Below are 26,170 nucleotides of genomic sequence, written 5' to 3'. Positions count from 1 at the left end.
TCAGATCTCCTTGACGTGCTCGAACGGCTCCTTGCAGTCCCCGCAGGCCCGCAGCGCCTTGCACGCCGTCGAGCCGAACCGCGACAGCTCGCGCGTGCGGAGGGACCCGCACCGGGGGCACGCCACGCGCGCCGCGGGCGGCTCCAGGTTCAGCGGCACCGGCCCGCGCCGCCCGATCCGCGACGGCGGCGCGATGCCGTGCTCGGCCAGCTTGCGCAGGCCGTCGTCGCTGATCCAGTCGGTGGTCCACGCGGGAGCCAGCACCGTCCGCACCTCGACGGAGGTGTAGCCCGCCGCGGTCAGCGACCGGGTCAGGTCCGCGCGCATCTCGTCCAGGGCGGGGCAGCCGGAGTAGGTCGGCGTGATGGTGACGACCACGTGGTCGCCGTCCTCGTGGACGTCGCGCAGCACCCCGAGGTCGGCGAGGGTCAGCACCGGCAGCTCGGGATCGAGCACCGCTGCGGCGACCTCTCGCGCGCTCACCAGGTCGCCCCCGGCATCGACCGGTGCACGTGCTGCATCTCGGCGAGCAGGTAGCCCATGGCCTCGGTGTGCACGCCGTCCCGGCCGCCGCGCCCGGCCACCGTCGCCAGCGGCGACACCTCCGGCCGGGCCAGCGAGGCCGCGGCGAACACGGTGTCCAGCACCTCGTCGACCTCCGCGCGCAGCGTCGCCGAGTCGACGGCGATGCCGGGCAGCCGCGCCTCCACCGGGTGCGGGGCGAACAGCTCGTCGACGAACGGCCACACCCGCTCCAGGCCCGCGACCATGCGCTCCCGGGAGAACTCGGTGCCGCCCGCCAGCCGCAGCGTCCACTGGGCGGCGTGGTCGCGGTGGTAGGCGACCTCCTTGACGCCCTTGGCCGCGACCGCGGCGAGCACCGGGTCGCGGGAGCCGGTCAGCCGCTGCAGCAGCGCCAGCCGGTAGGTCGAGAACACCAGCAGCCGGGCGATTGTGGCGGCAAAGTCGCCGCCGGGGCCGGGCCCGCAGTCGATCTCCACCAGCCGCACGTTGCGGAACTCGTGCTCGTCGCGGGTGAAGGCCAGCGTGTCCTCGTCGCAGGCAACGCCGTCGGCCTCGGCCGCGCGGGTGAGCAGCAGCCGGGCCTGGCCGAGCAGGTCGAGCGCGATGTTGGCCAGCGCGACGTCCTCCTCCAGCTCCGGCGCGCGCGAGCACCACTCGGCGAGGCGCTGGGACAGGATCAGCGCGTCGTCGCCGAGCATCAGGCAGTACGCGGTCAGGTCTTCGGTGTCGACCTCGGCGGGCAGCGCGCGGTCCACCCCGGACAGCGCGGCGGTGAAGCCGGTGCCGAAGGCCCAGTGGCGCTCCTCGCCCGTGTCGACGAGTCCCTCGTAGGCGTTCACAGGTGCGGCACGTCTTCCGGGATCGCGTAGAAGGTCGGGTGGCGGTACACCTTGTCGCCGCTGGGCGCGAAGAACGGGTCCTTCTCGTCCGGGCTCGACGCGGTGATCGCGGCCGCGGGCACGACCCAGATGCTCACGCCCTCGTTGCGGCGGGTGTAGAGGTCGCGGGCGTTGCGCAGCGCCATCTCGTCGTCGGGGGCGTGCAGCGAGCCGACGTGGACGTGGTTGAGGCCGCGCTTGCCGCGCACGAAGACCTCGTAGAGGGGCCAGGACGACCGGGGACCGCGCCCGGCCGCCGGTTCGCTCGCTCGCTCGGTCACGCCACCTGCTCCTCGCCGCTCTTCTTCGCCGCGTAGGCCGCCGCGGCCTCGCGCACCCACGCGCCGTCCTCGTGCGCCTTGCGCCGGTGGGCGATCCGCTGCGCGTTGCACGGCCCGTCGCCGCCGACGACCTGCCAGAACTCGGCCCAGTCGATCTCGCCGAAGTCGTGGTGGCCGCGCTCGGCGTTCCACCTGAGATCGGGGTCGGGCAGGGTGACGCCCAGCTTCTCGGCCTGCGGCACGGTCATGTCGACGAACTTCTGGCGCAGCTCGTCGTTGGTGTGGCGCTTGATCCGCCACTTCATCGACTGCTCGGTGTTGGTCGACTCGGTGTCCGGCGGGCCGAACATCATCAGCGACGGCCACCACCAGCGGTCGACCGAGCGCTGCACCATGTCCCGCTGCGCCTGGGTGCCGCGCATCATGGTGAGCAGCAGCTCGTAGCCCTGGCGCTGATGGAAGGACTCCTCCTTGCAGACGCGGATCATCGCCCGCGCGTACGGCCCGTAGGAGGTCCGGCACAGCGGCACCTGGTTGACGATCGCCGCGCCGTCGACCAGCCAGCCGATCACGCCGACGTCGGCGAAGGTCAGCGTGGGGTAGTTGAAGATCGACGAGTACTTCTGGCGGCCCTCGACGAGCTTGGCCGTCAGGTCCTCGCGGTCGGCGCCCAGGGTCTCGGCGGCGGCGTAGAGGTAGAGCCCGTGGCCCGCCTCGTCCTGCACCTTGGCCAGCAGGATCGCCTTGCGCCGCAGCGAGGGGGCGCGGCTGATCCAGTTGCCCTCCGGCTGCATCCCGATGATCTCGGAGTGCGCGTGCTGGGCGATCTGCCGGATCAGCGTCCTGCGGTACCCGTCGGGCATCCAGTCGCGCGGCTCGACCCGGTGGTCGGCGGCGACGACGCGCTCGAACTCGTGCTCCAGCTCCACGCGTCCGATGTTACACGTCGGACCCGTTTTCGCGGATAGCTGTCACACTCGCTTCGTGCGGTGTGGCGGCCGCAGGTGCAGCGGCCCCTGCTTGCGCAACCACCACAGCACGACGCCCGCCACGGCCCAGACGGCGGCGAGCAGGCTGGTCACCGGCAGGATCGTGAGCGCGGCGCCGCGCCCGGCCACCCGCACCAGGTCCGGATTCCGCGCGTCGTACTCGACCCGGACGACCTGCCCCTCTTCGAGGTGTTCGGGGTACAGCACCCCCACGGACGGCACCTGCTCGGCCCCGTCGGGCGTGGTGAACCGCACCAGCGTGCGGTGGAAGGCGACGCTGACGACCTCGGCCTCCGCCCGGCCCACGTGGTTCTCGATCGCCGCGTCCTCGACGAACGCCGCCACGATCAGCAGCAACCCGAACACGCTCAGCAAGCCCCCGACCCCGACCACCACCCGGGCCACCGCGCGGCGAACCCGCGCCTTGCTGTCGAGCTCAGGCACAGACCCACCCTAGTGCGCCACCTGCCCCGCTCAGCAGCACGGTTTCCGGGCAGGCGGGAGGGAAGCCGGAGACCGCCGCCGCTCGCCCTGGCCCTAGGGGCCCACCACTCCCGGCCGGACCGGACAGCGGAGCGCGTGTCAGCGGTCCACGCAGAGGGAGCGGCCACCGTGCCGATCGCCCGAGAGGGGGACGCCCTCAACAGCCACCAACACGAGGGCGGGCCGGTCGAGGAGCCGGAGACTGCCCTCGCTCGCCCTGGTCCCGGCAAGCCATCGCAACACCCCACACCACCGGACCGGACAGCAAGTCAACTGTCCACGCGGATACAGAAGCCGCGCCGATCACCAGAGGAACAGTGCTGCCCTCAACAGCCACCACCGCGAACGCGGGCCGATCAGCGAGCCGGAAGTCGTCGCGGAACCGGCAGGGCGGCGGCGCACCCCACACCACCGCCGGGCAGCACAGCACGTCAGCGGTCCGCGCGGATGCAGAAGTCGCCGCGCCGATCATCGGAGGAAGGGTGACGTCCTCGACAGCCACCATCGCGAGGGCGGGCAGGTCGGGGGCCGGAGGCCGCCGTCGCTCGTTGTGGTTACGGCGGGCGGACCACGCGAGCGGACTGCGGAGCGCCGTCAGGTGTTTGTGCTGGTGAGGGCGCGGATGTAGAGATCCGTCTCGGCGGCCGCGCCGATCGCGCGGTGGAGGGCGATGCCCTCGACGGCCACCAGGACGAGGGCGGCGCGGGCGTGCGGGTCGGGGGAGCCGTGGGCGCGGAGCCAGTCGGTCAGGCGGGCGCGCAGGGTGGCGACCAGGTCGGACAGGCCCGCGCGCAGGTCGGGGTGGCGGGGGGCGGCCAGGTAGATCTCGGCCATCAGCCGGTTTGCCGGGTCATCGGGCGGGTGGGCGTCGAGTTGGGCGATCAGCCGCGCGATGCCGTCGTCGGGGTCGGTGGCGTCGTCGAGGAGGGTGAGCCAGGTGTCGCCGAAGGAGTGGCAGAAGGCCAGGGCGGCGGCGGTGAGCAGGTCGGGCACCGCCGGGAAGTGGTAGTGCACCAGGCCGGAGCGCACGCCCGCCCGTTCGGCGACAGCGCGGGTGGTGACCGCGCTCCAGCCGACCTCGGGGATCAGCGCCAGCGCCGCGGCCAGCAGGCGCTCGCGGGTGGCCGCGCCGCGCGCGGACATCAGCGCAGGGCCCCGGCGACCGCGGCGCGCAGCCGGGCGTGCAGGTCGCGGAGCCGGTCGCGGTCCGCGCGGATCTCGACCACGCGCAGCCCCGGGGCGGGGCGCAGGGCCGCGGCGAACTCGGCGTGCGACGCGGCGAGGGTGTGCGGGACGCCGTGGGCGGCGCACAGCGCGGCCAGGTCGACGCCGTGCGGGGTGCCGAACACCCGCTCGAAGGCGGCCTTGTGCTCGGCGGCGCCCTGTTCGAGCAGGGAGAAGATGCCGCCGCCGTCGTCGTTGAGCACGACGACGGTCAGGTCGGGCCGGTCCTCGCCGGGGCCGATGAGCAGGCCGTTCGTGTCGTGCAGGAACGTCAGGTCGCCGACCAGCGCGTAGCCGGGCACGCCTGCGCCGAGGGCCACGCCCGCGGCCGTGGAGAGGTTGCCGTCGATGCCCGCGACGCCGCGGTTGGCGTAGATCGCCACGTCGGCGCGGTGGTCGGCGACGAGGTCGACGTCGCGGACCGGGTTGGACGAGCCGAGGAACAGCGCCGCGCCCGAGGGCAGCGCGTCGACCAGGGCGCGGGCGACGTGCAGGCCGGTGGGCCACGGCTGCTCGCCGAGCAGCTTGTCCACCGCGGTCGCCGCTGCCGTCTCGGCCTCCAGCCAGCCCGCCAGCCACGCCGGGTCGGGCCGCTCGACGTGGGCGAGGTCGTCGTCGTCCAGCCAGCTGCGCACGTGCGTGGCGACGTACTGCGGGTCGGTCCACTGCGGATGGTCGCCGATGCCGATGACCGGCGCGCGGTCCATCAGGCCGCGCACGCCCCGGGAGAGCGTCGGGCGGCCGACCACGACCACGGCGTCGGGGCGCAGGCCGTCGGGCAGCTCGCCGGAGAGCAGCAGCGGGCCGCCGCGCAGCACCCGGGCGCCGCCGGACACGGCCGCCGCCGCGCCGACCGGCTCGGCGATCACCGGCCAGCCCGCCTTGGCGGCCACCGCGGCCGCCGCCCTGGCCCGCACCGGGTCGCCGCTGCCGACGACCATGAGCGCGCGGGCGGGCAGCGCGAAGTCGACCCGGTTGCCCGGCGGCGTCCGCTGCGCCGACCACGTCGTCCAGCGCGCGCCGCCCGGCCTGCCCTGGAGCGAGTCCGGCCACTCGTCGCCGAAGGTCGGGACCAGCGGCTCGCGGAACGGGATGTCCAGCTGGACCGGCCTGCCGGTCTCCGCGCGGGCGACGCCGCGGCACACCAGCCCGCGCCAGACCGGGTTGAGCCCGGCGCGGTGCTCGGCGACCGGGAAGTCCACGGCCACGGCCGCGCTGCCGAAGATCCCGCGCTGGTCGATGGTCTGGTTGGCGCCGGTGCCGTGCAGCTCCGGCGGCCGGTCGGCGGTGATGAGCAGCAGCCCGACGCCGGAGTGGTGGGCCTCGAGGACCGCGGGGTGCAGGTTGGCCACCGCCGTGCCGGAGGTGCACACGACCGCGGCCGGGCGGCCGGTCGCGCGGGCCAGGCCGAGGGCGAGGAACCCCGCGGCGCGCTCGTCGACGCGGACGTGCAGGCGCAGCCGGTCACGGGCCTCGAACAGGGCGAACGACAGGGGCGCGTTGCGCGATCCCGGGCAGAGCACCACGTGGCGCACGTCGTTGCGGACGAGTTCGTCGACGACCACGGTCGCCATCGCGGTGGACGGGTTCACCGGCCCAGACTGCCACGCCTGGCATGCTCTGGATGTGGCTGACCCCCAGGTTTCGGAGCTGTTCGACCCGGCGCAGTGGCGCGAGATCGAGGGCTTCGACTTCACCGACATCACCTATCACCGTGCCGTGGACACCGGCGCCGTGCGGATCGCGTTCGACCGCCCCGAGGTGCGCAACGCCTTCCGCCCGCACACCGTCGACGAGCTGTACCGGGCGCTTGACCACGCGCGGATGAGCGCCGACGTCGGCGTGGTGCTGCTCACCGGCAACGGCCCGTCCCCGCGCGACGGCGGCTGGGCCTTCTGCTCCGGCGGCGACCAGCGCATCCGCGGCCGCACGGGCTACCAGTACGCCTCCGGCGAGACCGCGGACACCGTCGACCCGGCGCGCGCGGGCAGGCTGCACATCCTGGAGTGCCAGCGGCTGATCCGGTTCATGCCCAAGGTCGTCATCGCCGTGGTCCCCGGCTGGGCCGCGGGCGGCGGGCACAGCCTGCACGTGACCTGCGACCTGACCCTGGCCTCGGCCGAGCACGCCCGCTTCAAGCAGACCGACGCCGACGTGGGCAGCTTCGACGCAGGCTACGGCTCGGCGTACCTGGCCAGGCAGATGGGCCAGAAGTTCGCCCGCGAGGTGTTCTTCCTCGGCCGCGCCTACACCGCCGACGAGATGGTCCGCATGGGCGCGGTCAACCGCGCCGTGCCGCACGCGGAACTGGAGGCCGAGGCGCTGGCCTGGGCGCGGGAGATCAACGGCAAGTCGCCCACGGCCCGCCGGATGCTCAAGTACGCCTTCAACCTGATCGACGACGGCCTGGTCGGCCAGCAGCTGTTCGCGGGCGAGACGACCCGGCTGGCGTACATGACCGACGAGGCGGTGGAGGGCCGCGACGCGTTCCTGGAGAAGCGCGACCCGGACTGGTCGCCGTACCCGTACTTCTACTGATGGAGCGGCTGCGCGCCGTCCTGGAGTCGTCCGGGGTGTGGACCGTGCGGACCTCGGGGTCGACGGGGACGCCGAAGACGGTCCTGCTGTCGGCGTCCTGCCTGCTCGCCTCCGCGCACGCCACGCACGCGCGGCTGGGCGGGCCGGGGGCCTGGCTGCTGGCGCTGCCGACCGACCACATCGCGGGCCTGCAGGTGCAGGTGCGCTCGCTGGTGGCGGGCACGGTCCCGAGCGTGCTGACCGGCCCGTTCCGCGGCCCGTCCTTCGTGGCGGCGGCCTCGGCGGTGCCCGCCGACGGCCCCCGGTACACCTCGCTGGTGCCGACCCAGCTCACCCGGGTCCTGTCCTGGGGCGGGTCGGCGCTGGCGGCGCTGCGCTCGTTCGACGCGGTCCTGGTCGGCGGAGCCGCGCTGGCGTCGCCGGTCCTGGACGCCGCGCGCGAGGCGGGCGTGCGCGTGGTGACGACCTACGGCATGACGGAGACCGCGGGCGGCTGCGTCTACGACGGCGTGCCGCTGGACGGGGTCTCCGTCGAGCTGGTCGACGGCGTGATCCGCATCGGCGGCCCGACCGTCGCCATCGGCTACGCGGACTCGCCCCCGTTCGACGGCTGGTTCACCACCTCCGACCTCGGCGAGTTCGTCGACGGCCGCCTCCGCGTCCTGGGCCGCGCCGACGACGTGATCAACACCGGCGGCGAGAAGGTCGCCCCCGCCTCGGTCGAGGCGGTGCTGCTGGCCCAGCCGGGCGTCCGCGAGGTGTGCGTGGTGGGCGTCCCGGACCCGGAGTGGGGCCAGCGGGTGGCCGCGGCCGTGGTCGGCGACCTCACCGAGACCGCCCTGTCCGCCGTCCGCACGGCGCTGGGCGCCGCGGCCGTGCCGCGCCGGGTGGCGGTCGTGGACGCCTTGCCGGAGAAGGACTCCGGCAAGGTGGACCGGGCCGCGGTGGCAGGGCTGTTCGGGGCGGGCTGACGGGCGCCGTAATCAGGTTTGCCGGGGAGGGCGCGCGGAGTAGCGTCCGGCGATCGTGGACCTCGTGGTGACGACCCTTGCCGACCGACCCGACCTGGTGAACCTGGCGCACGACTTCCCCGGCGCGTGGCCTGCGATGATGCAGCAGGACCCGGTGGCGGACCTGTACTACGACGTGATCGACACCGTGTTCGCCGAGTACGCGCTCGTCGCCTACGACCGGGACAACCCGGGGCGGGCGGTGGCCCGGGCGTACGCGGCGCCGTTCACCTGGGGGCGGGACGAGTTGCCCGACGCGGGCTGGGACGAGGTCATCCGGCGGGCCGCGCTGGACCGGCTCGCCGGGCGCGAGGGCGACCGGATCTCGGCGCTGGAGATCTGCGTCCAGCCCGATCTGCGCGGGACCGGGCTCTCCTCGGTCATGCTCGAGGCCATGCGGGCCAACGCCGGTCGGCTCGGGTACGACACGCTGCTCGCGCCGGTGCGGCCCAACGGGAAGGCCGACCCGTTCCTCCCGATGTCCGACTACGCCTTCCAGGTGCGCGAGGACGGGCTGCCGGTCGACCCGTGGCTGCGCGTCCACGTGCGCGCGGGCGGGCGGATCATCCGGGTCGCGCCGCGGTCGATGACGATCAGCGGGACGCTCGCCCAGTGGCGGGAGTGGACGGGGCTGCCGTTCGCCGAGGCCGGGCCGGTGGCCGTGCCGCACGCGCTGGCCCCGGTGCTCTGCGACCTCGACCAGGACCTCGCCGTCTACATCGAGCCGAACGTCTGGGTGGAGCACCGGACGGCTTAACCCGTTCGGCGTAATTTCCCCGGGTCGGTGTGACGAGACGGTCACGGCAGGCGACAGTCCGGGTGGGAGGGCGTCGAGACGGAGGTTCCAGTGCGACCGGTCAAGGCGGGTCCGGTGCAGGCGTTCGCGGCCGAACTGCGGGCACTGCGCCGCCGGTGCGGCACCCCCGACTTCCCGTCGATCTCGCGGACGACCGGCGCGTCGGTGGACGCGCTCGCGGCCGCGGTCGCCGGGGAGCAGCTGCCCACCTGGCCGACGGTGGCCGCGTTCGTGCGCGGCTGCGGCGGCCGGGTCGCGGACTGGCGGCAGCGCTGGGAGCAGGCCCGCGCCTGCCTCCTCGTGCGCATCCCCGCGCCCCGCATGCCCAGCTGAGCCGAATCTCACGGGGGTCAGCGCCCGGCCGCCACCCGGCTGCGGCGAGACTGGGGCCATGGCGACGTTCACCCAATGGGTCACCGGGGCGCGCGTGCGGACCCTGCCGAACTCGGTGGCCCCGGTCATCGTGGGGGCCGCGGCCGCGGCGCCCGCCTTCTCCTGGCCCCGCACCCTGCTCGCGCTGCTCGTCGCGCTGGCCCTGCAGGTCGGGGTGAACTACGCCAACGACTACTCCGACGGCATCCGCGGCACCGACGCCGACCGGGTCGGGCCGCTGCGGCTCGTGGGGTCCGGCGCGGTCGCCCCGGCCGCGGTGCGGGCGGCCGCGTTCGCCTGCTTCGGGCTGGCCGCCGTGGCCGGGCTGGCGCTGGTCGCGGTGAGCGGGCACTGGTGGCTGCTGCTGGTCGGCGCCCTCTGCATCGCGGCCGCCTGGTTCTACACCGGCGGCTCGCGGCCATACGGCTACTCCGGCTGGGGCGAGGCCGCGGTCTTCCTCTTCTTCGGCCTGGTCGCGGTGCTGGGCACGCAGTACGTGCAGGCGGACACGGTCACCTGGACCGGCGTCGCCTGCGCCGCGGCCATGGGCTCGTTCTCCGCCGCCGTCCTGGTCGCCAACAACCTGCGCGACGTGCCGACGGACGCGGTCACGGGCAAGACCACCCTCGCCGTCCGCCTGGGCGAGGCCAACACGCGCCTGCTCTATGCCGCGCTGGTGACCCTGCCGTTCGCCATGACGCTGCTGATCGCGGTGTCGGCCAAGCTGGCGCTGATCGGCCTGCTGTCGGCGGCCGTGCTGATCCCGGCCGTCCGCGCCGTGACCGAGAAGGCGACCGGGATGGCGCTCGTGCCGGTGCTCAAGCAGACCGGGCTGGCGATGCTGGCCTGGGCCGTCCTCACCGGCGCGGGCCTGGCGCTGGGCTGATCGGGGGAATTCCCGGCAGGCGAACTGCCGGTGCCGCTTTCCGCCGCCCGCGACGGCGGGAGCGTAAAGGGCGGTCAAAGTCACAGCCGCGCGGAAGAAGGCCCGGCCCGGCCGGGTCCAGCGCCGTGGTGTTCGACGGTGAACCCGACCGGGCCGGTTGTGCTGAGCAAGCGTGCCGGGCTACGCGGGCGGAGTGTCCTCATCCCGGTCGCGACGGCGGTTCTCGTCGAGTTTGCGCAGGAAGTCCGGGTCGTCGTCGGGCGCGAGCGGAGTCCGCCTGCGCTGGGCGAGATCCGCGGTCTGTGGTCCGAACGCCCGCCACATCAGCACGGCGATCGTGAGGGCGCCGACCGCGGCGAGCAGGTACACCATCGAAGCCACCTCCAAGCATTGAGGTGTTCGAGGTTAGCCCTTTTGCCCGCCGGACGGGGCGGTCACGCCGGACCGTTCGCCTCGGTGGTCAACTCCGCGAGCAGGGTCTTCACCTCGGACTCGCGGAACCGGCGGTGCCCGCCGGGCGTGCGGATGGAACCGATGCGGCCCGCTGTGGCCCAGCGGGTGACAGTCTTGGGGTCGACGCGGAACAGCGCGGCCACTTCCCCCGGGGTGAGCAGTCGTTCGCCGACATGCGCGGTCACGGCTTCTTCCCTCCTTAGTCGCCGAGTGGAGCAAACAGGAGCATCGTGGCATCTCGCCCGCCGGGTACTCGAACGGTTGGCTGATAGTAAAGAGGTAGTAAGGGACAAAAAGGTTGGTTCGGACACCCTCTCGCGGGGGCCGTACGCTGCACATCCGTGGACAGTGTTGATCGCCGCATCATCGCAGCGTTGCGAACCAACGGCAGGATCACGTACGCCGATCTGGGCAGGCAGGTGGGGCTGTCGGCCTCCGCCGTGCACGAGCGGGTCGGCAAGCTGGAGTCGTCCGGGGTGATCACCGGCTACCACGCCGTCGTGGACCCCCGCGCGGTCGGCCTGGGCGTGACGGCCCTGGTCGGCATCCACCCCACGGACACCGCCGACGACGAGGACGTCGCCGACGCGCTCGCCGAGCTGCCGGAGATCGAGTCGTGCTACCGGGTCGCCGGGGACGAGGCGTTCGTGGTCAAGGTCAGGGTGGCGACGGTGGACGACCTCGAGCAGGCGCTCAACCGGCTGCGCCGCATCCAGGGCGTGGCCAGGACCCGCTCGACCGTGGTGCTCTCCACACGGTTCGAGGGGCGGCCGAACAGCCCCGAATCATCGGGCGCGGAGTAGCCTGCGAAGCGTGGATTCCACGCTCGGCCGCGATATCGCCCTCTACACGTTCGCCCGGATCGCCCTCGTCGCCGCGGTGACAACCGTGCTGCTGCTGTTCGACGTTCCGCTGCTCGTGAGCCTCGCGGTGGCCGTCGTGGTGGGGTTTCCGCTGGGGCTGCTCCTCTTCCGGGGGCTGAACGCCCGGGTCACCGAGGGCCTGGCCAAGCGCGGCGAGAAGCGGCAGTCCGAGCGTGACCGGCTACGCGCGCAGCTGCGCGGAGAGGACCCCGATCAGTGACGGCCATCGACCGCTGCAGCGCGCCCACGCGCGCCTGGGTCTGCGAGGCGATCCGGATCATCGAGGCGGACGCCAACCGCAGCGCCGACACCCACCTGCTGCCGTTCCCGCTGCCCGCGAGCTGGAACATCCAGCTCTACCTCAAGGACGAGTCCACCCACCCGACCGGCTCGCTGAAGCACCGGCTGGCCCGCTCGCTGTTCCTGTACGCGCTGTGCAACGGCTGGATCCACGAGGGCACGCCGGTCATCGAGGCGTCGTCGGGCTCGACGGCGGTCTCGGAGGCGTACTTCGCCAGGATGCTGGGGCTGCCGTTCATCGCCGTCATGCCGCGCACGACCAGCCCGGAGAAGGTGGCGCTGATCGAGCACCAGGGCGGGCGCTGCCACTTCGTCGACGAGCCCGGCCTGATCTACACCGAGTCCCACCGGCTCGCCGCCGAGCTCGGCGGGCACTTCATCGACCAGTTCACCCACGCCGAGCGCGCGACCGACTGGCGGGGCAACAACAACATCGCCGAGTCGGTGTTCGGGCAGATGGCGCGGGAGCCGCACCCGTGCCCGGAGTGGATCGTGGTCGGCGCGGGCACCGGCGGCACCAGCGCGACGATCGGGCGCTACATCCGCTACCGCGCCCTGGAGACCCGCCTGGCCGTGGTGGACCCGGAGAACTCGGTGTTCTTCGACGCCTGGCGCGACGGCACGGAGCTGACCGGCTGCCAGGGCTCGCGCATCGAGGGCATCGGGCGGCCGAGGGTGGAGCCCTCGTTCGTCGGCTCGGTGATCGACCGGATGATCAAGGTGCCGGACGCGGCGTCCATCGCGGTGATCCGCGAGGTGTCGGAGGTGCTGGGCCGCCGGGTGGGCGGCTCGACCGGCACCAACCTGTGGGGCGCCTTCGCGATCGTCGCCGAGATGCTGGCCGCCGGTCGCTCGGGCAGCGTCGTGACCCTGCTGTGCGACGGCGGCGAGCGCTACAGCCACACGTACTACGACGACGCGTGGATCGCCGCGCAGGGTCTGGACCTGGAGCCGTACGGCGAGACCGTGCGCAAGTTCCTCGCCACCGGCCGGTTCTCCGGCTAGGGAACTGTTCCCCGGCCCGGTTCGTCTTGTCGGGAAACGACACTGGGGGCAGTGGCATGGGCCTGACACCGGATCCGAGACTCACCGACGCCGACTTCGACCTGATCGCGTCCCGAGCCCGCAGCGCCGAGGCGTCACCGGCGCTGCGGGCATTGCAGTGCCGCATCGACCGCGGCGACCTGACGTGGCGCGACATCACCGACGGCCGCACCGCCCGCGACCCCGATGTCCGCAGGGCGGTGGAGTCCGGCTTCCCCCGGTGGGACGGGTGACCCGTCGGTTTGTGGGCTTCCCGTCCTGGGCGAAAGGGGTCTCCGGATAGCGGCGAGCCGCACCCCCGTGATGCCCGTTCTCCAAGATCAGTGGGGCTGTGACGGCCCCGTCAGTGGGTCCGGCGCAGTTCGCTGGGGAAGTCGTCGGCCACGGTGGCGGCCAGTTCCAGGAGGCCGAGGCGGGTCTCCGGGAGGAGGCGGTCGAGTTCGATCTCGGCGCCTTCCTCCAGGTGCGGGTCGAACGGGATGCGGCAGACGGCGCGGCAGCGGGCGGCGAAGTGGGCGGCCAGCTTGTCCAGGTCGACCTTGCCCGAGCCGGGGCGCACGGAGTTGATCACGGCGACGGAGCGGGCGACGAGGTCGCGGTAGCCGTGGGCGTCGAGCCAGTCGAGGGTGGCCGAGGCGCTGCGGGCGCCGTCGACCGAGCCCGACGAGACGATCACCAGCGAGTCGGCCAGGTCGAGGACGCCCTTCATGGCCGAGTGCATCAGCCCGGTGCCGCAGTCGGTCAGGACGATGTTGTAGAAGTGCTCCAGCAGCGCCACCGTGCGCCGGTAGTCGTCCTCGCTGAACGCCTCCGACACCGCCGGGTCCTGCTCGCTGGCCAGCACCTCCAGCCGCGACGGGCCCTGCGAGGTGTAGGCGCGGATGTCGCTGTAGCGGCGGATGCGGTCGGCGTCGCGCAGCAGGTGCCGGACGGTGGCGGTGGTCTCCAGCGGGATCTTCTGGCTCAGCGTGCCCCGGTCGGGGTTGGCGTCGACGGCGATCACCCGGTCGCCGCGCAGCGAGGCGAACGTCGAGCCCAGCGTGGTGGTGGTCGTGGTCTTGCCGACGCCGCCCTTGAGGCTGAGCATCGCGATCTTGTAGCAGCCGCGCAGCGGCTGGTTGACCCGGCCGATCAGCTCGCGGCGGCGCACGTCGGCCGGGCTCTCGCCGGGGTTGATCAGGTGGCCGCTGGCCACGTAGACCGCCCGCCGCCAACCCGACTGCGGGGCCCGCTTGACCTGCTTGACCAGCCGCGACGTGGACAGCTCGCCCTGGTGCTGCACGGGCTGCGGGGCCTGCTGGTAGCCGTAACCGGGGTAGTTCTGCTGGTACTGCCCGCCCGACGGCGTGGACTCCACGTAGTACCCGGGGTGCGGGCCGGAGTGGCCCGGCCCGACCGGGTAAGCCCCGGACGTCGCCGGGTTCACGTGGTGCGGCCCCGACTGCCCGGGGGCGAGGTGATGCGGACCGGACTGACCGGGCCCCACGTGGTGCGGACCGGACTGACCGGGGCCCATGGGGTGCGGGCCGGACTGGGACGCCAGCGAGTGCGGGCCGGACTGGCCGGGGCCGACGGTGTGCGGACCCGACTGGCCCGCCACGGCGTGCGGGCCGGACGTCCCCGGGTGCGGCGTGGAGTCGGTGCCCGCCTCCTCGTCCAGGTGCGAGTCGGCCAGGTCGGGGTTGGGGCCGAAGTCGCCGGGCTCACCGCCCGCCTGCGGCCGCCACGGCATGTCCGATTCCTCCGGGCGTCCAGTCACCCCTGCGCCCCTTCTCCCTCGCGTCGAACCCTCGGTTGCGACGGTAGTCGCTGGCCGTCGCGGCCCCTGCACTGGGTCAGGCGTAGGAGTGCATGCCGCTGACCACGAAGTTGATGAAGAACGTGTTGAACAGGATCACCACGAAGCCGACCGTGTTCACCACCGCCGCGCGGGTGCCGCGCCAGCCCGCGGTGGCCCGCGAGTGCAGGTAGCCCGCGTAGACGACCCAGGCGACGAACGCCACGGTCTCCTTCGGGTCCCAGCCCCACGGCCTGCCCCACGCCGACTCCGCCCAGATCGCGCCCGCGATGATGCCGAAGGTGTAGATCGGGAAGGCGAAGATCGTGGTCTGGTAGGCCAGCCGGTCGAGGGTGTCGGCCGGGGCGAGCCGGGCGCCGAAGCGGTTGGGCGAGCGGTCGTGCTTGACCCGGGCCAGGTACAGCAGGCTGACCACGCCGGGGATGAGCAGCAGCCCGCTGGACGACGCCGCCGCGATGACGTGGATGACCAGCCAGTACGACTTCAGCGCGGGCTGCACGGGCGCGGCCTCGGCGTAGAGCACGGTGAAGCCCAGGAACATCAGGATGACGACCGGCGTCATCACGAACGCGCCGAGCCTGCGGACGTTGTTCTCGCGGAACCTGCGCATGAGCACGAGCCAGCCGACGACGGCGACCAGCATGGTGGCCGCGCCGTACTCGTACATGTTGCCCCAGGGGGCGCGGCCGGTGGCGAACCCGCGCAGCACCAGCGACGCCAGGTGCAGCAGCGCGCCGAGGACGGTCAGCGCGACGGCCATCCGCCCGAAGCGCTCGGGCCGCGACCGGCGCGGCTCGTCCTCGATCACGCCGATCCTGACCTCGGGCGGCGGCGCGGCCGACCCCGCGGCGACCAGTTCGCGGGCCTCGGCGTGCTTGCGGGCGCGGCCGAACGCGCCCTCCACGGCGTACCCGATGAGCGCGAGGAAGTAGATCAGCGCGGCGGCGGCGTAGGCCCAGTCGCTGTACTCGGCCAGGTTCTGGTCGATCGGCATGTCAATCCCTTCCGGAGCGCAGCGCGGACGCGATCCTGCCGAACTCCTCGCCGTATCCCGCCTGGTCGGTGCGGGCGAGCCCGCCGACCGACACCACGGTACGGCCATCGGGGCCGGGGCTCGCGCGCACCCACAGCCTGCGCCGCTTGATCGTCAGCGACACCCCGAGGCCCAGCAGCATCAGCACCGCGAACCCGAGCACCCAGACCTGGGCCGGGTCGTGCGAGACCTGCAGCGACACCCAGCGCTCGACGCCGTCGAACTTGACCCGCGTGCCGTCGTCGAGGGCGATCTCCTCGCCGAGGTCGAGGTTCTCCCTGGCCACCCTGGTCAGCCTGCCGCTGTCCACCAGCGACTGGTCGATCTCGAAGATCGACTGGCCGCGGCCGGAGTCGATGCCGAGGTCGCCGCGCATGACGTCGACGGCGACGCCGGGGTCGGTGAGGTCGGGGAAGGAGGAGCTGAGCACGCCGCCGTGGACGATCTGGGTCGGCGCGAACAGCCCGGTGACCGCCAGCTGCCGCTGCCTGCGCTGCTCGGGGTCGGTGACGCCGGGCGGGTCGAACTTGGTCGCGCCCTCGGAGAGCAGGGTCAGCTCGTCGACCGGACGCCACTGGATGGTCTGGGTGCGGACCTCGCCGTTGGGGAAGGTCACGGTGAAGATCGGCGCGTAGCCGTGGCCGAGCAGGTAGACGCGGTCGCCCTCGGTGCGCAGCGGCTCGTTGACCCGCAGGTCGTACGGCCGCCACGTGCCGGTCTCCAGGTCGTGGCCGGACTGGTAGTCGATGTCGGCGGTGAACTGGTCGGCCTGGCCGGAGGGCAGGTAGTCGGCCTGGAAGCTGTTGACCCGCACGCAGAACGGGGTGAGGTTCGTCCCGTCGACGCGCAGCCCGGGGCGGAACGAGTCGTAGCCGAGGGTGCCCGCGTTGCAGAACTGCGAGCCGTTGGCCAGCACGATGACCTGGCCCTCGTAGTTGATCATCTTGCCGACCGCCAGCGCGACGATCAGGCCGAGCATGGCGAAGTGGAAGACCAGGTTGCCGGTCTCGCGCAGATAGCCCTTCTCCGCGCTGACGGTGCGCGCGCCCCCGTCCTCGGTGCGCTCGGTGACGCGCCAGCCGCGCAGCAGCCCGGTCGCGGCCTTGACGACCTCGTCGGGGGTGCGGTCGGTCTCGGCCGTGTCATGGTGGGGCAGGCGCGCGAGGTTGCGCGGGGTGATCACGGGCTTCGCGCGCAGCGCGCGGTAGTACTCGGCGGTGCGCGGGATCAGGCAGCCGATGATCGAGACCGACAGCAGCAGGTAGATCGAGGAGAACCAGACGCTGGCGTAGACGTCGAAGGCCTGGACGCGGTCGAGGAACTCGCCCCACCAGCCGTTGGCCTCGATGAACTGCTGCGTCGCGCGCAGGTTCAGCGACCGCTGCGGCAGCAGGGCGCCGGGCAGCGCGGCGAGGGCGAGCAGGAACAGCAGGACGAGCGCGGTCCGCATGGAGGTCAGCCCGCGCCAGGTGTTGCGGAGGAACGCGGTCACAGCGGCAGCCGAACGTCGGTGACCACGGTGTTGCGCAGCCAGGACACCAGCTCGCCCCACAGCCCGGTGACCAGCGCGAGCCCGACGACGATCAGCAGGGCGCCGCCGACGAGCTGGATGGTGCGGCCGTGCCTGCGCAGCCAGCCGGTGGCGCGGACGGCCCAGCGCGCGCCGACGGCGATCAGCAGGAACGGCAGGCCGAGGCCGAGGCAGTAGACGACGACGAGCAGGTAGCCGCGCGCCGCCGACCCGCCGGTGGCGCTGGCCAGCGAGAGGACCCCGGACAGCGTCGGCCCGATGCACGGCGTCCAGCCGAGGCCGAACACCGCGCCCAGCACCGGCGCGCCCGCCAGGCCCATGCGCGGCGTGCGGTGGATGCGGACGTCCTTCTGCAGCGCGGGGACCAGGCCGATGAACACCAGGCCCATCGCGATCGTGACGACGCCGCCCACGCGTTGCAGGACGTCCTGGTTGATCAGCAGGGCGTCGGCGAGCCAGACCAGGCTGCCGACTGTCGCGGCGAAGACGACGGTGAACCCGAGGATGAACAGCCCCACCGCGCCGAGCACCCGGTACCGCCCGCGCTTGCGCTCCTCGTCCGCGTTGACCGCGGGCGCGTCCGCGCCGACGAGCGCGGCGAGGTAGGCGAGGTAGCCGGGGACGAGCGGGACGACGCACGGGGACGCGAAGGAGATCGTCCCGGCCAGCAGCGCGACCAGCCCGGCCAGCACCAGCGGGCCGGAGACGGCGATCTGCGTCGGATCCACCCGGTCAGGGTAGGCAAGCCGCCATTCGTGGCCGCAGCCGGAGGTCGGCTGGCGCGGGCTGGGTCACAGGCACATTCGAGTGTTCCTCCTGTAACGGGGGTGACCTGCGAATTTGAACAGGAAACCCGCGGTTGGGGTACTGAATCGATTTTGCTCCTTGTCGGCCTGGGACCGTATACGGCGCTACTCCTGGTCCGAAGGGAGTAGGAGGAGGTGCCGGTCGTGGCCGAATCAGTCCGCCCCGCGGTCGACGCGGTGTTCACCCGCTTGAAGTCATCGGCGTTCCACGAGTTGGTCGACCGCGCCCGCCTCGGCGACCGCGGCGCGGCCGACACGCTGGTCTCCTGGATCCATCCGGCGATAGTCCGCTACTGCCGAGCCCGCATCGGCCGCACCGGCTCGGCCTTCTCCACCGCCGACGACGTCGCCCAGGAGATCATCCTCGGCGTCCTCAAGGCCGTCCCCCGCTTCACCGACGCGAGCACGGCCTTCATGCCGTTCGTGTACGGCATCGCCTCCAACAAGGTCGCCGACCACTACCGCCGCGTCGCCCGCGACCGCTACGAGTCCGTCGCCGAGTTCCCCGACATCCCCGACGCGGGCGTGGGCCCCGAGCAGCTGGCCGTCCGCGGCGAACTGACCGGCCGCATGGCCGCCCTGCTCAACGACATCGCGCCCCGCCAGCGCGACATCCTCATCCTCCGCATGGTCGTCGGCCTGACCGCCACGGAGATCGCCGCCACCCTGCGCATGAGCCCCACCGCCGTCCGCGTGGCCCAGCACCGGGCCCTGGGCAAACTCCGCGGCAGGCTGAAGGCGGAGGACTGGCTCTGACTACTCGGCCACCAGGTGGCCGAGGATGGGTTCGAGGTCGGAGGCGAGCAGCTCGCGCATGAAGGCGGCGGCGACGCGGCCCTGCTTGTCGATGACGAAGGTGGCGGGCACCACCGCGCGGGGGTAGCCCTTCAGCGCCAGCAGCGAGCGGCCCGGGGGGTCGTAGATCGACGGGTAGGTCAAGCCCTGGTTGATCATGAAGTCCCGGGGTTCGGTCTCCTGGAAGTCCCGGACGGCGATGCCGAGGACCTGCACGCCCTTGTCGCCGTACTCGTCCTGGACCTTCTGCAGCTCCGGGGCCTCGACGCGGCACGGGGGGCACCAGGAGCCCCAGACGTTGAGCACGACGACCTTGCCCCGGTAGTCCGAAAGGGACAGCGTCGTGCCCGGCTCCATCAGCGACGGCCCGGACAGCTCGGGCAGCGGCTTGCGGTCGGCGCCGTCGTAGGTGATGTCGGTCTGGCCGCCCGGGGAGACGAAGACGAACTCGGAGTTCGTCGGCGAGTTGTCCGTCCCGGTGCAGCCCGCCGCGAGCAGCAGGGCCAGGACCGCGATGACCGCCCTCATGCGCCGGTGTTCTTCGGGTCGCTCGCCCCGGCAGGCTCGCTGTAGCGGATGGCGACCAGCTGCTCGTGCTCGAAGACGAGGCTGGTCAGCGACGCCAGCGAGCACTGGCGGCGGGTGGGGTTGTGCCACAGCCGCCTGCCCTCCAGGTACCGCCGGACCGTCCACACCGGCAGCTGGTGCGACACGCACACCGCCTCCCGGCCCTCGGCCGCCGCGCGCGCCCGGTGCACCGCGGCCAGCATCCGGTGGGCGATGCGCAGGTACGGCTCGCCCCACGACGGGGTGAACGGGTCGCGCAGGTGCGGCCAGTTGCGCGGGGAGCGCAGCGCGCCGTCGCCGACGGAGACCTTGCGGCCCTCGAAGACGTTCTCCGACTCGATCAGCCGCTCGTCGGTGGCCAGGTCCAGCCGGTGCGACGCGGCGATGGGCTGGGCGGTCTGCTGCGCGCGCTCCAGCGGCGAGGCGACCACGTACGCGATGTCGTTGCCGCTGAGGTGTTCGGCGACCGTCAGCGCCTGCCGCTCCCCGGTGGCGGAGAGCCGGTAGCCGGGGAGCCTGCCGTAGAGCACGCCGGTGGGATTGTGCACCTCGCCGTGGCGGACGAGGTGGACGATCGTCTGGGTCATGCGGGCTCCTTCGCGGCCGCTGCGGCGGCCGCCGCGGGAGGCAGGGCGGCGGCGATCTCCTCGAACGCCGCGTCGTCGAGGGCGGCGCTGACGAACCACGCCTCGAACGCGCTGGGCGGGGCGTACACCCCGTGGTCGAGCAGGGTGTGGAAGAACGCGGGGAACCGCCAGGTCTGCGCCGCCTTGGCCGAGGCGTAGTCGACCACCTCACCCTCGGTGAAGAACACGCTGAGCAGGTTGCCCGCGTACTGCACCCGGTGCGGCACCGACGCCGCGGTGAGCGCGTCGCCGATCAGCGCGCCGAGGCGCTGGGAGTTGGCGTCCAACGCCTGGTAGACGGCCGCGTCTGCGGCGCGCAGCGTCGCCAGCCCCGCGGCGACGGCGACCGGGTTCCCCGACAGCGTGCCCGCCTGGTAGACCGGCCCGGTCGGGGCCAGCTTGGCCATCACGTCCGCGCGGCCGCCGAACGCGGCGGCGGGCAGGCCGCCGGACATGACCTTGCCGAAGGTGTAGAGGTCGGCGGCGATCGGCTCGATGCCGTGCCAGCCGGAGGCGGACACCCGGAACCCGGTCATCACCTCGTCCATGATCAGCAGCGCGCCGTGCGCCGCGGTGATCTCGCGCAGGCCCGCGTTGAACCCGGGCAGCGGGGCGACCGCGCCCATGTTGCCCGCCGCCGCCTCGGTGATCACCGCGGCGATGGACGGGCCGTGCTCGGCGAACGCCGCCCGGACCGCCTCCAGGTCGTTGTACGGCAGCACGATGGTGTCCGACGCCTGCGCGCCGGTCACGCCGGGCGAGGTGGGCAGGCCGAGGGTGGCCACGCCGGAGCCCGCGTCGGCGAGCAGCGCGTCGACGTGGCCGTGGTAGCAGCCAGCGAACTTGACGATCTTCGTGCGCTCGGTGAACCCGCGGGCCAGCCGGATGGCGCTCATCGTCGCCTCGGTGCCGGAGTTGACCAGCCGGACCCGCTCGACCGGGGCGACCCTGGCGATGATCTCCTCGGCCAGCTCGATCTCCGCGGCCGTGGGCGCGCCGAAGGACAGCCCGCCGGTCGCGGCCTCCCGGACCGCGTCGACCACGGCCGGGTGGGCGTGGCCCAGGATCATCGGGCCCCAGGAGCAGACGAGGTCGACGTAGCGGTTGTCGTCGGCGTCCCAGAGGTGCGGGCCGCTGGCGGCCACCATGAACCGGGGCGTCCCGCCGACGGCGTTGAACGCGCGCACCGGCGAGTTGACGCCGCCGGGGATGACCTGGCGGGCGCGGTCGAACAGGTCGGCCGATGCGCGCACGTGCGCGGGCTGCGGAGTCACACCTCCAGTCTGGCAAACGGACCGGCGTGGGCGGGGTCACGGGGTTATGGTGCGGAGGGTGTGGCGCCTGTTGCTCGCGGTGACGGTCCTGGTCGTGTCGGCCGGGCCGGTCGCGGCCGAGCCGCCGTTGCGGCTCCCGAACCAGATCACCGACCGGGTCGACGCGCTCTCCGGCGGGCGCGCCGCCGTGCAGCGGGCGATCGACCAGCTCTACGACGAGCGCAGGCTGCGCCTCTGGGTGGTCTACGTCGACAGCTTCGACACCGCGGGCTGGGCCGAGCGGACCGCCGACCTGAGCGCGCTCGGCGAGCGGGACGTGCTGCTCGCGGTGGCCACGGAGGCGCGGGAGTACCGGATGTTCTCCCCCGGCCTGCCCGCCGAGGTCAGCGACGCCGAGTTCGACGAGATCCGGGTCGAGCGGGTCGAGCCCGCGCTGCGCGGGCAGGACTGGGCGGGCGCGGCCGTCGCCGCGGCGGTCGGGCTCCAGGCGGCCGCCGGTCCGCGCGGGTACGGATCGCTGCTGGTGATCGTCGGTCTGCTGGTCGTGGGCGGGCTCGCGGTGTGGTGGTACGCCCGCCGCAAGCGGGCCCAGCGGCGGGCGGCGGGGCTGGTCGCGGCGCGCGACATCGATCCGGACGACCCCGCCGCGCTGGCGGAGCTGCCCGACGACGTGCTGGATGAGCGATCGCGGGAGCTGCTGGTCGAGGTGGACAACGCGCTGCGCGCCAGCGCCGAGGAGCTGCAGCTGGCCCGCGACGAGTTCGGCGAGGCCCGCACGCGCCCGTTCACCGACGCCTACACCGGCGCGCGGGCGGCCATGGAGCACGCCTTCGCCCTGCGGCAGCGGTTGGACGACGACCTGCCGGAGACCCCGGCGCAGCGGCGGGACATGCTCGTCGAGCTGATCGCCGTCCTCGGCCGCGCCGACCGCGACCTCGACGCCCGCGTGGCGGAGTTCGACGCGCTGCGCGACCTGCTGATCAACGCCCCGGCCCGGTTCGACGCGCTGACCGAGCAGCTGGTGGGCATCACCGTGCGGCTGCCGGAGTCCGAGGCCGCGCTGGAGCGGCTCGCCGGGGAGTTCCCCGCGCCCGCGATCGCCGCGGTGCGGGAGAACGCGGCGATGGCCAGGCAGCGGCTCGCCTTCGCCGAACAGTCCATTGCCGACGGTCGCGCCGCCGTGGCCCGGCCCGCGGGCGAACAGGGCGACGCCGTCGCGGCGATCCGGGCGGCGGAGGGCGCGATCGGCCAGGCCCGCGCCCTGCTCGACGCCGTCGACAACGCCGAGAGCGGCATCCGCACGGCCACGGCTGAACTGCCCGCCGCGCTCGACGCGCTGCGCGCCGACATCGCCGCGGCCGAACGCCTCGACGACCCGGCGCTGGCCGACGCGCTCGCCGCGGCACGGGCAGCGCTGGACGTCGACCCGGCCGACCCGCTGGCCGCCCACGCCGCGGTGACCTCGGCCGACGCCGACCTCGACGCCGCCATCGCCGCGGCGGGCGAGCGCCGCCAGCGGGTCGAGCTGCTCCGGCAGACGATCGCGGCGGCGAGCGCGCGGATCTCGGCGGTCGAGGACTTCATCGCCACCCGCAGGGGCGCCGTCGGCGCGCGGGCCCGCACCCGGCTGGCCGAGGCCCGCCGCCACCTCGCCGAAGCGGACCGCGCGCCGGACCCGGCCGGGGGCCAGCGCCACGCCCAGGCCGCGAACGACCTCGCGGCCCGGGCGGCGGCCGAGGCCGAGGCGGACGTGCAGGACTGGGAGAGCGCCCGGATGGCCGGTCCCGGCGATCCCGGCGCGATGCTGGGCGGGATCCTGATCGGCAGCATGCTCGGCGGCGGCTTCCGCGGCCCGTTCGGCGGCGGCTTCGGGGGCGGCTTCGGCGGCGGGTTCGGGGGCGGCGGCTTCGGCCCCGCGTCCTTCGGCGGCACCCGCGGCACCCGCCGCTACGGCGGCGGCGGCCGCTTCTGACCCCGGAGACCGGGCACAATGGCGGGAGACCCCGGAGGAAGGCACCCATGAGCGAGCACCCGCCCCAGGGCGACTACGACGAGTCGGGCGTGCCCAGCCTCGACTACGTGCGCGACAAGATCGAGGGCCGCTTCGCCACCTCGACCGGCGCGACCGAACTCGCCGAGGCAGGCCACGAGGCCGCCGAGATCGACAAGCGACTGGCCGAACGGGAGAAGGCAGGCGCCGACCGCCTGGCCGAGATCCGGCGGGCGATGCGCGGCGAGTAACCGCCGCAGACCAACGCCCGAACCGCGAGGACAAGGTTGCGGACCGCGCCCGAAGACTTGGGCAGGGCCCGCATAGCCGAGCGAGATTGCGGACCGCGCCGAGGACACTCAGCCCTTGGGCCGGGCCCGCACGGCCAGAACGACGTTGCCGGCCACGCTCAGCGCCTAGGCCGGGCGCGCACGGCCAAGACGAGGTTGCGGACCGCGTCGAGGAGGGTCAGTGCGGCCGCGGTGCCCGAGGCGACCGACAGGGCGACCAGGTCGCCCGCGTACTCGGTGAACTCCAGGTCGGGGCGTTCGGCCAGTGGCGTCGTGACGACCACGCCGCGGTTCCACAGCCACAGGGCCAGCGCCATCAGGCCCGCCGCCACCACGACCTCGATCGCCGCGACGACGCCCCGCCGCGGCTGGTTGAGCGGCTGGGTGGGTTCGGGCCAGGTCAGGTGGGCGCCCTCGGCGGTCTCCGCGGTCACCCGGTCAGCCTCTCATGGCCCGCGGCGGGGCCCGTGCAGAACTCGCGGACGTCCGCGCGCAGCAGCAGCGCGATCACCGCCGCCCACGTCAGCGCCAACACCGTCCCGGCCACCATGTCCAGCGGCGCGGACAGCGCCACCGCCACCGCGTGCGCGGTCAGCACGCCCCACAGGGCGCACACGAACAGCGCCACCCGCGCCCACGCGTGGCCGGTGCGGACGGGGAACGCGGCGGCCAGCGCGCCGAGCGCCGCGACGCCCGCGCTGACCGCCATCCAGTCGGGCTCGCGGTCGGAGAGCGCCAGCAGCACCCCCACCGCGCCCGCGCCCAGGAACGCCCCGCATAACGCGGCTGTCACAGCCACCGGACGCACCAAGGGATCAGGGTGAGACGCCATCACGGGGGATATGTAGCCGCTGGCCCCTCCCGCGTTACCGAATCCTCAGTAGGTCCGCCGCTGTCCCTTGAAGTAGTCGTTCGAGTCCCGCAGGTACATGGTCACGATGGCCGCCGCGACGAAGGCGATGATCACGAACGTGACGCCCGCGTTGGCGCTGGCCGTGCCGAGCAGCGTCAGCAGGATCAGCAGGCCGCCGAACACCGTGAGCACGATCCGCGCCCAGTTGCGCCCCGCCCGCATCGGGAAGGCGCAGCCGAGGAAGGCGACGAGGAAGATCGCCGGGAGGGCGATCGCCACCGCGAGGAACACGTCGGCTGCCTGGCCCAGCTGGTCGTCGCCGATGCCGGTGTTGGCCTCCCGCAGCGCGTCCTCCACCGCGCCGCGGTCGATCGACAGGGCGCCGATCAGGCTGATCAGGAGCAGCACGGACACCGCGATCCACAGCCAGAACGCGATGGAGACCATCTTGGGCCGGTCCTTGCCCGCGCTGGCCGGTTCCGGGTGGACGGGCGGGGCCGGGGGCATCGGTTCGTACGGGTTGTCAGGGCCGCTGGTAGTCATGCGGAAAACGCTATTGCGTCAGCGGGGTCTCCGCATGCGGGCCTGGAAGTAGGCCGACGACTCGCGCTGGAACAGGTACACCACCGCGGCCGAGCAGCAGGCCACGTCCGCCAGGTTCCACATCAGCCCCAGCTCGGCGTTGGTCTGCGCGGCCGCGGTGAGGAAGCGGACCAGGCTGAACGCCGTCAGCCCGGCGAACACCACCCGCGCCCAGTTGCGGCCGTCCCGGAACATCAGCGCCAGCAGCGTGAACAAGCCGATCGTGATCAGCACTCCGATCACCCCGGCGATCGGCACGGCGCGGGTCATCATCGCGATCTCGGCCTCGGTCGCGCCCTGCTGCGTGCGCACGACCTGGGCGGCGAACTCGTCGTCGAACACGGTGATCACCGTGCCGACCGAGCCGACGAGGGTGCCGCCGATGGCCAGCCACGCGGCCGTGTCGAGGGCCTTCGGCCGCGGCGGCGTGGACGGCACCGGGAGCGGGGGCATGGCGGGGAAGGTCACTGGTCCTCCGATCGCGCACCGAGAACGGTGGTCAGCGCGGCACGCATCCGGCCGGGGTACTTCGCCCAGGCCAGCACGGTGCTGCCGTCGTCGAGCGTCAACGGGATCTCCGTGGTCTTGCGCGGCACGGCCAGCCCGCCGCCGAGCACCGGGGCGCCCGTGCCGTCGCCCTCGCCCAGCCCGGCGATGCGCTCGACGGGGAGCGTCTGCGGGCCCTGGCGCAGGGTCTCGTCGGTCAGCTCGACCGCGCACACCTTGCGGCGGGCGTTGACCCAGCCTGCGGCCATGAGCGTCAGCACGATCCCGACGACGACCCACGCGAACACGTGCACCGGCCCGCTCAGCGCCTCCACGCCCGCGCCCGCCAGGCAGAACGCGGGCGCCCACAGCACCGGCCACCAGGTGGAGCCCGGCTCGGCGTAGCGGACGCTCATCGCCCGTGGGTGTCGTAGAAGCGGCGCGACGCCGGGAAGTACATCAGCGCCATCGCCAGGACGGTGAGCAGCGCGCAGACCAGCCCGAAGATGGTGACCCGGCCGAAGCCGTACTGGAAGAACGCGCTCAGCACGCCGACGACGAGCAGCAGCGTGCGCGCCTTCCGGACGCCCGTGCGCGCCTGGTAGGCCAGCAGCCAGTACAGGATCAGGAAGACCGCCGAGCCGGTGACCAGCCAGACCGTGAGGCCCTGGACGATCTCCTGCGCCTGCTCGGGCGGCAGCGACTGCGCCTTGGCCATCCCGTCGACCAGCGTGCGCTGGTTGAGCATCACGGCCAGCCCACCGGCCAGCCCGATGGCCCCGGCGACGAGCCAGAGCCAGTAGGTGGCCGACACCAGGCCGGGCGGCCGCACCTGATCGCCCGCCGCCTCGTCGGCCGTCGGCATGATCGGCGGTTCTTCGGTGGTCACCGCTCGAC

Annotated in this window: 34 protein-coding genes; 12 read left to right on the top strand and 22 right to left on the bottom strand. The window is 73.4% G+C overall.

Annotated elements, in window-relative coordinates:
- From paaD to menD, 7 genes are all read right to left on the bottom strand, one after another.
- Positions 1-486 carry a 1,2-phenylacetyl-CoA epoxidase subunit PaaD gene (paaD, locus tag IEY98_RS07065; protein ID WP_189210115.1) on the bottom strand — a complete coding sequence of 162 codons (486 nt, stop codon included), beginning with the start codon at positions 484-486 and terminating at the stop codon, positions 1-3.
- Complete coding sequence (gene paaC / locus IEY98_RS07060; RefSeq protein WP_189209411.1) at positions 480-1,364, bottom strand: 1,2-phenylacetyl-CoA epoxidase subunit PaaC; 885 nt, start codon at positions 1,362-1,364, stop codon at positions 480-482. Before paaC ends, paaD begins: the two co-directional genes overlap by 7 nt.
- Positions 1,361-1,684 carry a 1,2-phenylacetyl-CoA epoxidase subunit PaaB gene (gene paaB / locus IEY98_RS07055; protein ID WP_189209410.1) on the bottom strand — a complete coding sequence of 108 codons (324 nt, stop codon included), beginning with the start codon at positions 1,682-1,684 and terminating at the stop codon, positions 1,361-1,363. The genes paaC and paaB overlap by 4 nt, the downstream gene beginning before the upstream one ends.
- On the bottom strand, positions 1,681-2,613 hold the full coding sequence (paaA, locus tag IEY98_RS07050; RefSeq protein ID WP_189209409.1) for a 1,2-phenylacetyl-CoA epoxidase subunit PaaA: 933 nt from the start codon (positions 2,611-2,613) through the stop codon (positions 1,681-1,683). Before paaA ends, paaB begins: the two co-directional genes overlap by 4 nt.
- A gap of 42 nt (positions 2,614-2,655) precedes the next feature.
- On the bottom strand, positions 2,656-3,117 hold the full coding sequence (locus IEY98_RS07045) for a DUF3592 domain-containing protein (RefSeq protein WP_229786652.1): 462 nt from the start codon (positions 3,115-3,117) through the stop codon (positions 2,656-2,658).
- A 633-nt stretch (positions 3,118-3,750) separates the two neighbouring features.
- Positions 3,751-4,299 carry a TetR/AcrR family transcriptional regulator gene (locus IEY98_RS33035; RefSeq protein WP_189209408.1) on the bottom strand — a complete coding sequence of 183 codons (549 nt, stop codon included), beginning with the start codon at positions 4,297-4,299 and terminating at the stop codon, positions 3,751-3,753.
- The gene (gene menD / locus IEY98_RS07035) at positions 4,299-5,972 is read right to left on the bottom strand and encodes a 2-succinyl-5-enolpyruvyl-6-hydroxy-3-cyclohexene-1-carboxylic-acid synthase (RefSeq protein ID WP_189209407.1); all 1,674 of its coding nucleotides are present in this window, start codon (positions 5,970-5,972) and stop codon (positions 4,299-4,301) included. The genes IEY98_RS33035 and menD overlap by 1 nt, the downstream gene beginning before the upstream one ends.
- Positions 5,973-6,006: 34 nt before the next feature.
- Here menD and IEY98_RS07030 point away from each other — a divergent pair, with 34 nt between their 5' ends.
- From IEY98_RS07030 to IEY98_RS07010, 5 genes are all read left to right on the top strand, one after another.
- Positions 6,007-6,918: a 1,4-dihydroxy-2-naphthoyl-CoA synthase gene (locus IEY98_RS07030; protein WP_189209406.1), complete on the top strand. Its 912-nt coding sequence runs from the start codon at positions 6,007-6,009 to the stop codon at positions 6,916-6,918.
- Positions 6,918-7,889, top strand: coding sequence for an o-succinylbenzoate--CoA ligase (gene menE / locus IEY98_RS07025; RefSeq protein ID WP_189209405.1), 972 nt, complete (start codon positions 6,918-6,920; stop codon positions 7,887-7,889). The genes IEY98_RS07030 and menE overlap by 1 nt, the downstream gene beginning before the upstream one ends.
- Positions 7,890-7,944: 55 nt before the next feature.
- Positions 7,945-8,685 (top strand): GNAT family N-acetyltransferase, encoded by a 741-nt coding sequence (locus IEY98_RS07020; protein ID WP_189209404.1) that lies wholly within the window; start codon positions 7,945-7,947, stop codon positions 8,683-8,685.
- 90 nt (positions 8,686-8,775) lie between these two features.
- Positions 8,776-9,057, top strand: a complete 282-nt coding sequence (locus IEY98_RS07015; protein WP_189209403.1) for a hypothetical protein — start codon at positions 8,776-8,778, stop codon at positions 9,055-9,057.
- A 58-nt stretch (positions 9,058-9,115) separates the two neighbouring features.
- The gene (locus tag IEY98_RS07010; RefSeq protein ID WP_189209402.1) at positions 9,116-9,982 is read left to right on the top strand and encodes a 1,4-dihydroxy-2-naphthoate polyprenyltransferase; all 867 of its coding nucleotides are present in this window, start codon (positions 9,116-9,118) and stop codon (positions 9,980-9,982) included.
- A 180-nt stretch (positions 9,983-10,162) separates the two neighbouring features.
- Here IEY98_RS07010 and IEY98_RS07005 read toward each other — a convergent pair whose 3' ends face one another.
- Positions 10,163-10,354, bottom strand: a complete 192-nt coding sequence (locus IEY98_RS07005; protein ID WP_189209401.1) for a hypothetical protein — start codon at positions 10,352-10,354, stop codon at positions 10,163-10,165.
- Positions 10,355-10,416: 62 nt separating this feature from the next.
- Positions 10,417-10,620: a BldC family transcriptional regulator gene (locus tag IEY98_RS07000; RefSeq protein WP_189209400.1), complete on the bottom strand. Its 204-nt coding sequence runs from the start codon at positions 10,618-10,620 to the stop codon at positions 10,417-10,419.
- 156 nt (positions 10,621-10,776) lie between these two features.
- Between IEY98_RS07000 and IEY98_RS06995 the strand changes: the two genes are divergently transcribed.
- The 4 genes from IEY98_RS06995 to IEY98_RS06980 are packed head-to-tail and all read left to right on the top strand — an operon-like array spanning position 10,777 to position 12,875.
- Entirely contained in the window at positions 10,777-11,238 is a 462-nt protein-coding gene (locus IEY98_RS06995) for an Lrp/AsnC family transcriptional regulator (protein WP_189209399.1), read from the top strand.
- 10 nt (positions 11,239-11,248) lie between these two features.
- The gene (locus IEY98_RS06990) at positions 11,249-11,518 is read left to right on the top strand and encodes a DUF4229 domain-containing protein (RefSeq protein ID WP_229786651.1); all 270 of its coding nucleotides are present in this window, start codon (positions 11,249-11,251) and stop codon (positions 11,516-11,518) included.
- On the top strand, positions 11,515-12,603 hold the full coding sequence (gene cds1 / locus IEY98_RS06985; protein ID WP_189209398.1) for an L-cysteine desulfhydrase Cds1: 1,089 nt from the start codon (positions 11,515-11,517) through the stop codon (positions 12,601-12,603). Before IEY98_RS06990 ends, cds1 begins: the two co-directional genes overlap by 4 nt.
- A gap of 56 nt (positions 12,604-12,659) precedes the next feature.
- Positions 12,660-12,875, top strand: a complete 216-nt coding sequence (locus IEY98_RS06980; RefSeq protein ID WP_189209397.1) for a hypothetical protein — start codon at positions 12,660-12,662, stop codon at positions 12,873-12,875.
- A gap of 110 nt (positions 12,876-12,985) precedes the next feature.
- Here IEY98_RS06980 and IEY98_RS06975 read toward each other — a convergent pair whose 3' ends face one another.
- From IEY98_RS06975 to IEY98_RS06960, 4 genes are all read right to left on the bottom strand, one after another.
- Entirely contained in the window at positions 12,986-14,401 is a 1,416-nt protein-coding gene (locus tag IEY98_RS06975; RefSeq protein ID WP_229786650.1) for a MinD/ParA family ATP-binding protein, read from the bottom strand.
- 76 nt (positions 14,402-14,477) lie between these two features.
- Complete coding sequence (ccsB, locus tag IEY98_RS06970) at positions 14,478-15,434, bottom strand: c-type cytochrome biogenesis protein CcsB (RefSeq protein WP_189209396.1); 957 nt, start codon at positions 15,432-15,434, stop codon at positions 14,478-14,480.
- A gap of 1 nt (position 15,435) precedes the next feature.
- Entirely contained in the window at positions 15,436-16,923 is a 1,488-nt protein-coding gene (gene resB, locus IEY98_RS06965) for a cytochrome c biogenesis protein ResB (protein WP_189210111.1), read from the bottom strand.
- Positions 16,924-16,961: 38 nt separating this feature from the next.
- A complete protein-coding gene (locus IEY98_RS06960; protein WP_189209395.1) occupies positions 16,962-17,732 on the bottom strand; it encodes a cytochrome c biogenesis CcdA family protein in 771 nt (256 codons plus the stop codon).
- A gap of 267 nt (positions 17,733-17,999) precedes the next feature.
- Between IEY98_RS06960 and IEY98_RS06955 the strand changes: the two genes are divergently transcribed.
- Positions 18,000-18,566, top strand: a complete 567-nt coding sequence (locus IEY98_RS06955) for a sigma-70 family RNA polymerase sigma factor (RefSeq protein WP_189210110.1) — start codon at positions 18,000-18,002, stop codon at positions 18,564-18,566.
- Here IEY98_RS06955 and IEY98_RS06950 read toward each other — a convergent pair whose 3' ends face one another.
- The 3 genes from IEY98_RS06950 to hemL are packed head-to-tail and all read right to left on the bottom strand — an operon-like array spanning position 18,567 to position 21,072.
- Complete coding sequence (locus tag IEY98_RS06950; protein WP_189209394.1) at positions 18,567-19,133, bottom strand: TlpA family protein disulfide reductase; 567 nt, start codon at positions 19,131-19,133, stop codon at positions 18,567-18,569.
- Positions 19,130-19,759: a histidine phosphatase family protein gene (locus IEY98_RS06945; RefSeq protein WP_189209393.1), complete on the bottom strand. Its 630-nt coding sequence runs from the start codon at positions 19,757-19,759 to the stop codon at positions 19,130-19,132. The genes IEY98_RS06950 and IEY98_RS06945 overlap by 4 nt, the downstream gene beginning before the upstream one ends.
- A complete protein-coding gene (gene hemL, locus IEY98_RS06940) occupies positions 19,756-21,072 on the bottom strand; it encodes a glutamate-1-semialdehyde 2,1-aminomutase (protein WP_229786649.1) in 1,317 nt (438 codons plus the stop codon). Before hemL ends, IEY98_RS06945 begins: the two co-directional genes overlap by 4 nt.
- Before the next feature lie 58 nt (positions 21,073-21,130).
- On the opposite strand from hemL, the gene IEY98_RS06935 reads away from it, so the two are divergent.
- Together IEY98_RS06935 and IEY98_RS06930 are read left to right on the top strand one after the other, a co-directional pair.
- On the top strand, positions 21,131-23,044 hold the full coding sequence (locus tag IEY98_RS06935) for a TPM domain-containing protein (protein ID WP_229786648.1): 1,914 nt from the start codon (positions 21,131-21,133) through the stop codon (positions 23,042-23,044).
- A gap of 47 nt (positions 23,045-23,091) precedes the next feature.
- Complete coding sequence (locus tag IEY98_RS06930) at positions 23,092-23,313, top strand: hypothetical protein (RefSeq protein WP_189209391.1); 222 nt, start codon at positions 23,092-23,094, stop codon at positions 23,311-23,313.
- Positions 23,314-23,471: 158 nt separating this feature from the next.
- On the opposite strand, the gene IEY98_RS06925 is transcribed toward IEY98_RS06930, so the two are convergent.
- The 6 genes from IEY98_RS06925 to IEY98_RS06900 all read right to left on the bottom strand — a co-directional run bounded on the left by IEY98_RS06925 (position 23,472) and on the right by IEY98_RS06900 (position 26,162).
- Complete coding sequence (locus IEY98_RS06925; RefSeq protein ID WP_189209390.1) at positions 23,472-23,786, bottom strand: hypothetical protein; 315 nt, start codon at positions 23,784-23,786, stop codon at positions 23,472-23,474.
- On the bottom strand, positions 23,783-24,151 hold the full coding sequence (locus tag IEY98_RS06920; protein ID WP_189209389.1) for a hypothetical protein: 369 nt from the start codon (positions 24,149-24,151) through the stop codon (positions 23,783-23,785). The genes IEY98_RS06925 and IEY98_RS06920 overlap by 4 nt, the downstream gene beginning before the upstream one ends.
- Positions 24,152-24,229: 78 nt before the next feature.
- Positions 24,230-24,748 carry a hypothetical protein gene (locus IEY98_RS06915; protein ID WP_189209388.1) on the bottom strand — a complete coding sequence of 173 codons (519 nt, stop codon included), beginning with the start codon at positions 24,746-24,748 and terminating at the stop codon, positions 24,230-24,232.
- A gap of 18 nt (positions 24,749-24,766) precedes the next feature.
- Entirely contained in the window at positions 24,767-25,240 is a 474-nt protein-coding gene (locus tag IEY98_RS06910) for a hypothetical protein (protein ID WP_189209387.1), read from the bottom strand.
- A gap of 11 nt (positions 25,241-25,251) precedes the next feature.
- Positions 25,252-25,689, bottom strand: coding sequence for a transport-regulating membrane protein Mce1N (mce1N, locus tag IEY98_RS06905; RefSeq protein WP_189209386.1), 438 nt, complete (start codon positions 25,687-25,689; stop codon positions 25,252-25,254).
- Positions 25,686-26,162, bottom strand: coding sequence for a hypothetical protein (locus IEY98_RS06900; RefSeq protein WP_189209385.1), 477 nt, complete (start codon positions 26,160-26,162; stop codon positions 25,686-25,688). Before IEY98_RS06900 ends, mce1N begins: the two co-directional genes overlap by 4 nt.
- Positions 26,163-26,170: the final 8 nt, after the last annotated feature.

The organism is Actinokineospora fastidiosa (assembly GCF_014648415.1).
Classification (GTDB): domain Bacteria; phylum Actinomycetota; class Actinomycetes; order Mycobacteriales; family Pseudonocardiaceae; genus Actinokineospora; species Actinokineospora fastidiosa.
Note: the sequence above shows the minus strand (reverse complement) of the source record. Positions and strands in the feature narration are given on the sequence as shown.

Excerpts from the sequence above, each read along its gene's own strand:
- IEY98_RS06980 (WP_189209397.1), top strand. The coding sequence starts at position 12,660 with ATGGGCCTGACACCGGATCCGAGACTCACCGACGCCGACTTCGACCTG.
- IEY98_RS06910 (WP_189209387.1), bottom strand. The coding sequence starts at position 25,240 with ATGCCCCCGCTCCCGGTGCCGTCCACGCCGCCGCGGCCGAAGGCCCTC.
- IEY98_RS07010 (WP_189209402.1), top strand. The coding sequence starts at position 9,116 with ATGGCGACGTTCACCCAATGGGTCACCGGGGCGCGCGTGCGGACCCTG.
- resB (WP_189210111.1), bottom strand. The coding sequence starts at position 16,923 with ATGCGGACCGCGCTCGTCCTGCTGTTCCTGCTCGCCCTCGCCGCGCTG.
- IEY98_RS33035 (WP_189209408.1), bottom strand. The coding sequence starts at position 4,299 with ATGTCCGCGCGCGGCGCGGCCACCCGCGAGCGCCTGCTGGCCGCGGCG.
- IEY98_RS06915 (WP_189209388.1), bottom strand. The coding sequence starts at position 24,748 with ATGACTACCAGCGGCCCTGACAACCCGTACGAACCGATGCCCCCGGCC.
- IEY98_RS06950 (WP_189209394.1), bottom strand. The coding sequence starts at position 19,133 with ATGAGGGCGGTCATCGCGGTCCTGGCCCTGCTGCTCGCGGCGGGCTGC.
- ccsB (WP_189209396.1), bottom strand. The coding sequence starts at position 15,434 with ATGCCGATCGACCAGAACCTGGCCGAGTACAGCGACTGGGCCTACGCC.
- IEY98_RS07005 (WP_189209401.1), bottom strand. The coding sequence starts at position 10,354 with ATGGTGTACCTGCTCGCCGCGGTCGGCGCCCTCACGATCGCCGTGCTG.
- menE (WP_189209405.1), top strand. The coding sequence starts at position 6,918 with ATGGAGCGGCTGCGCGCCGTCCTGGAGTCGTCCGGGGTGTGGACCGTG.
- IEY98_RS06945 (WP_189209393.1), bottom strand. The coding sequence starts at position 19,759 with ATGACCCAGACGATCGTCCACCTCGTCCGCCACGGCGAGGTGCACAAT.
- mce1N (WP_189209386.1), bottom strand. The coding sequence starts at position 25,689 with ATGAGCGTCCGCTACGCCGAGCCGGGCTCCACCTGGTGGCCGGTGCTG.
- IEY98_RS06930 (WP_189209391.1), top strand. The coding sequence starts at position 23,092 with ATGAGCGAGCACCCGCCCCAGGGCGACTACGACGAGTCGGGCGTGCCC.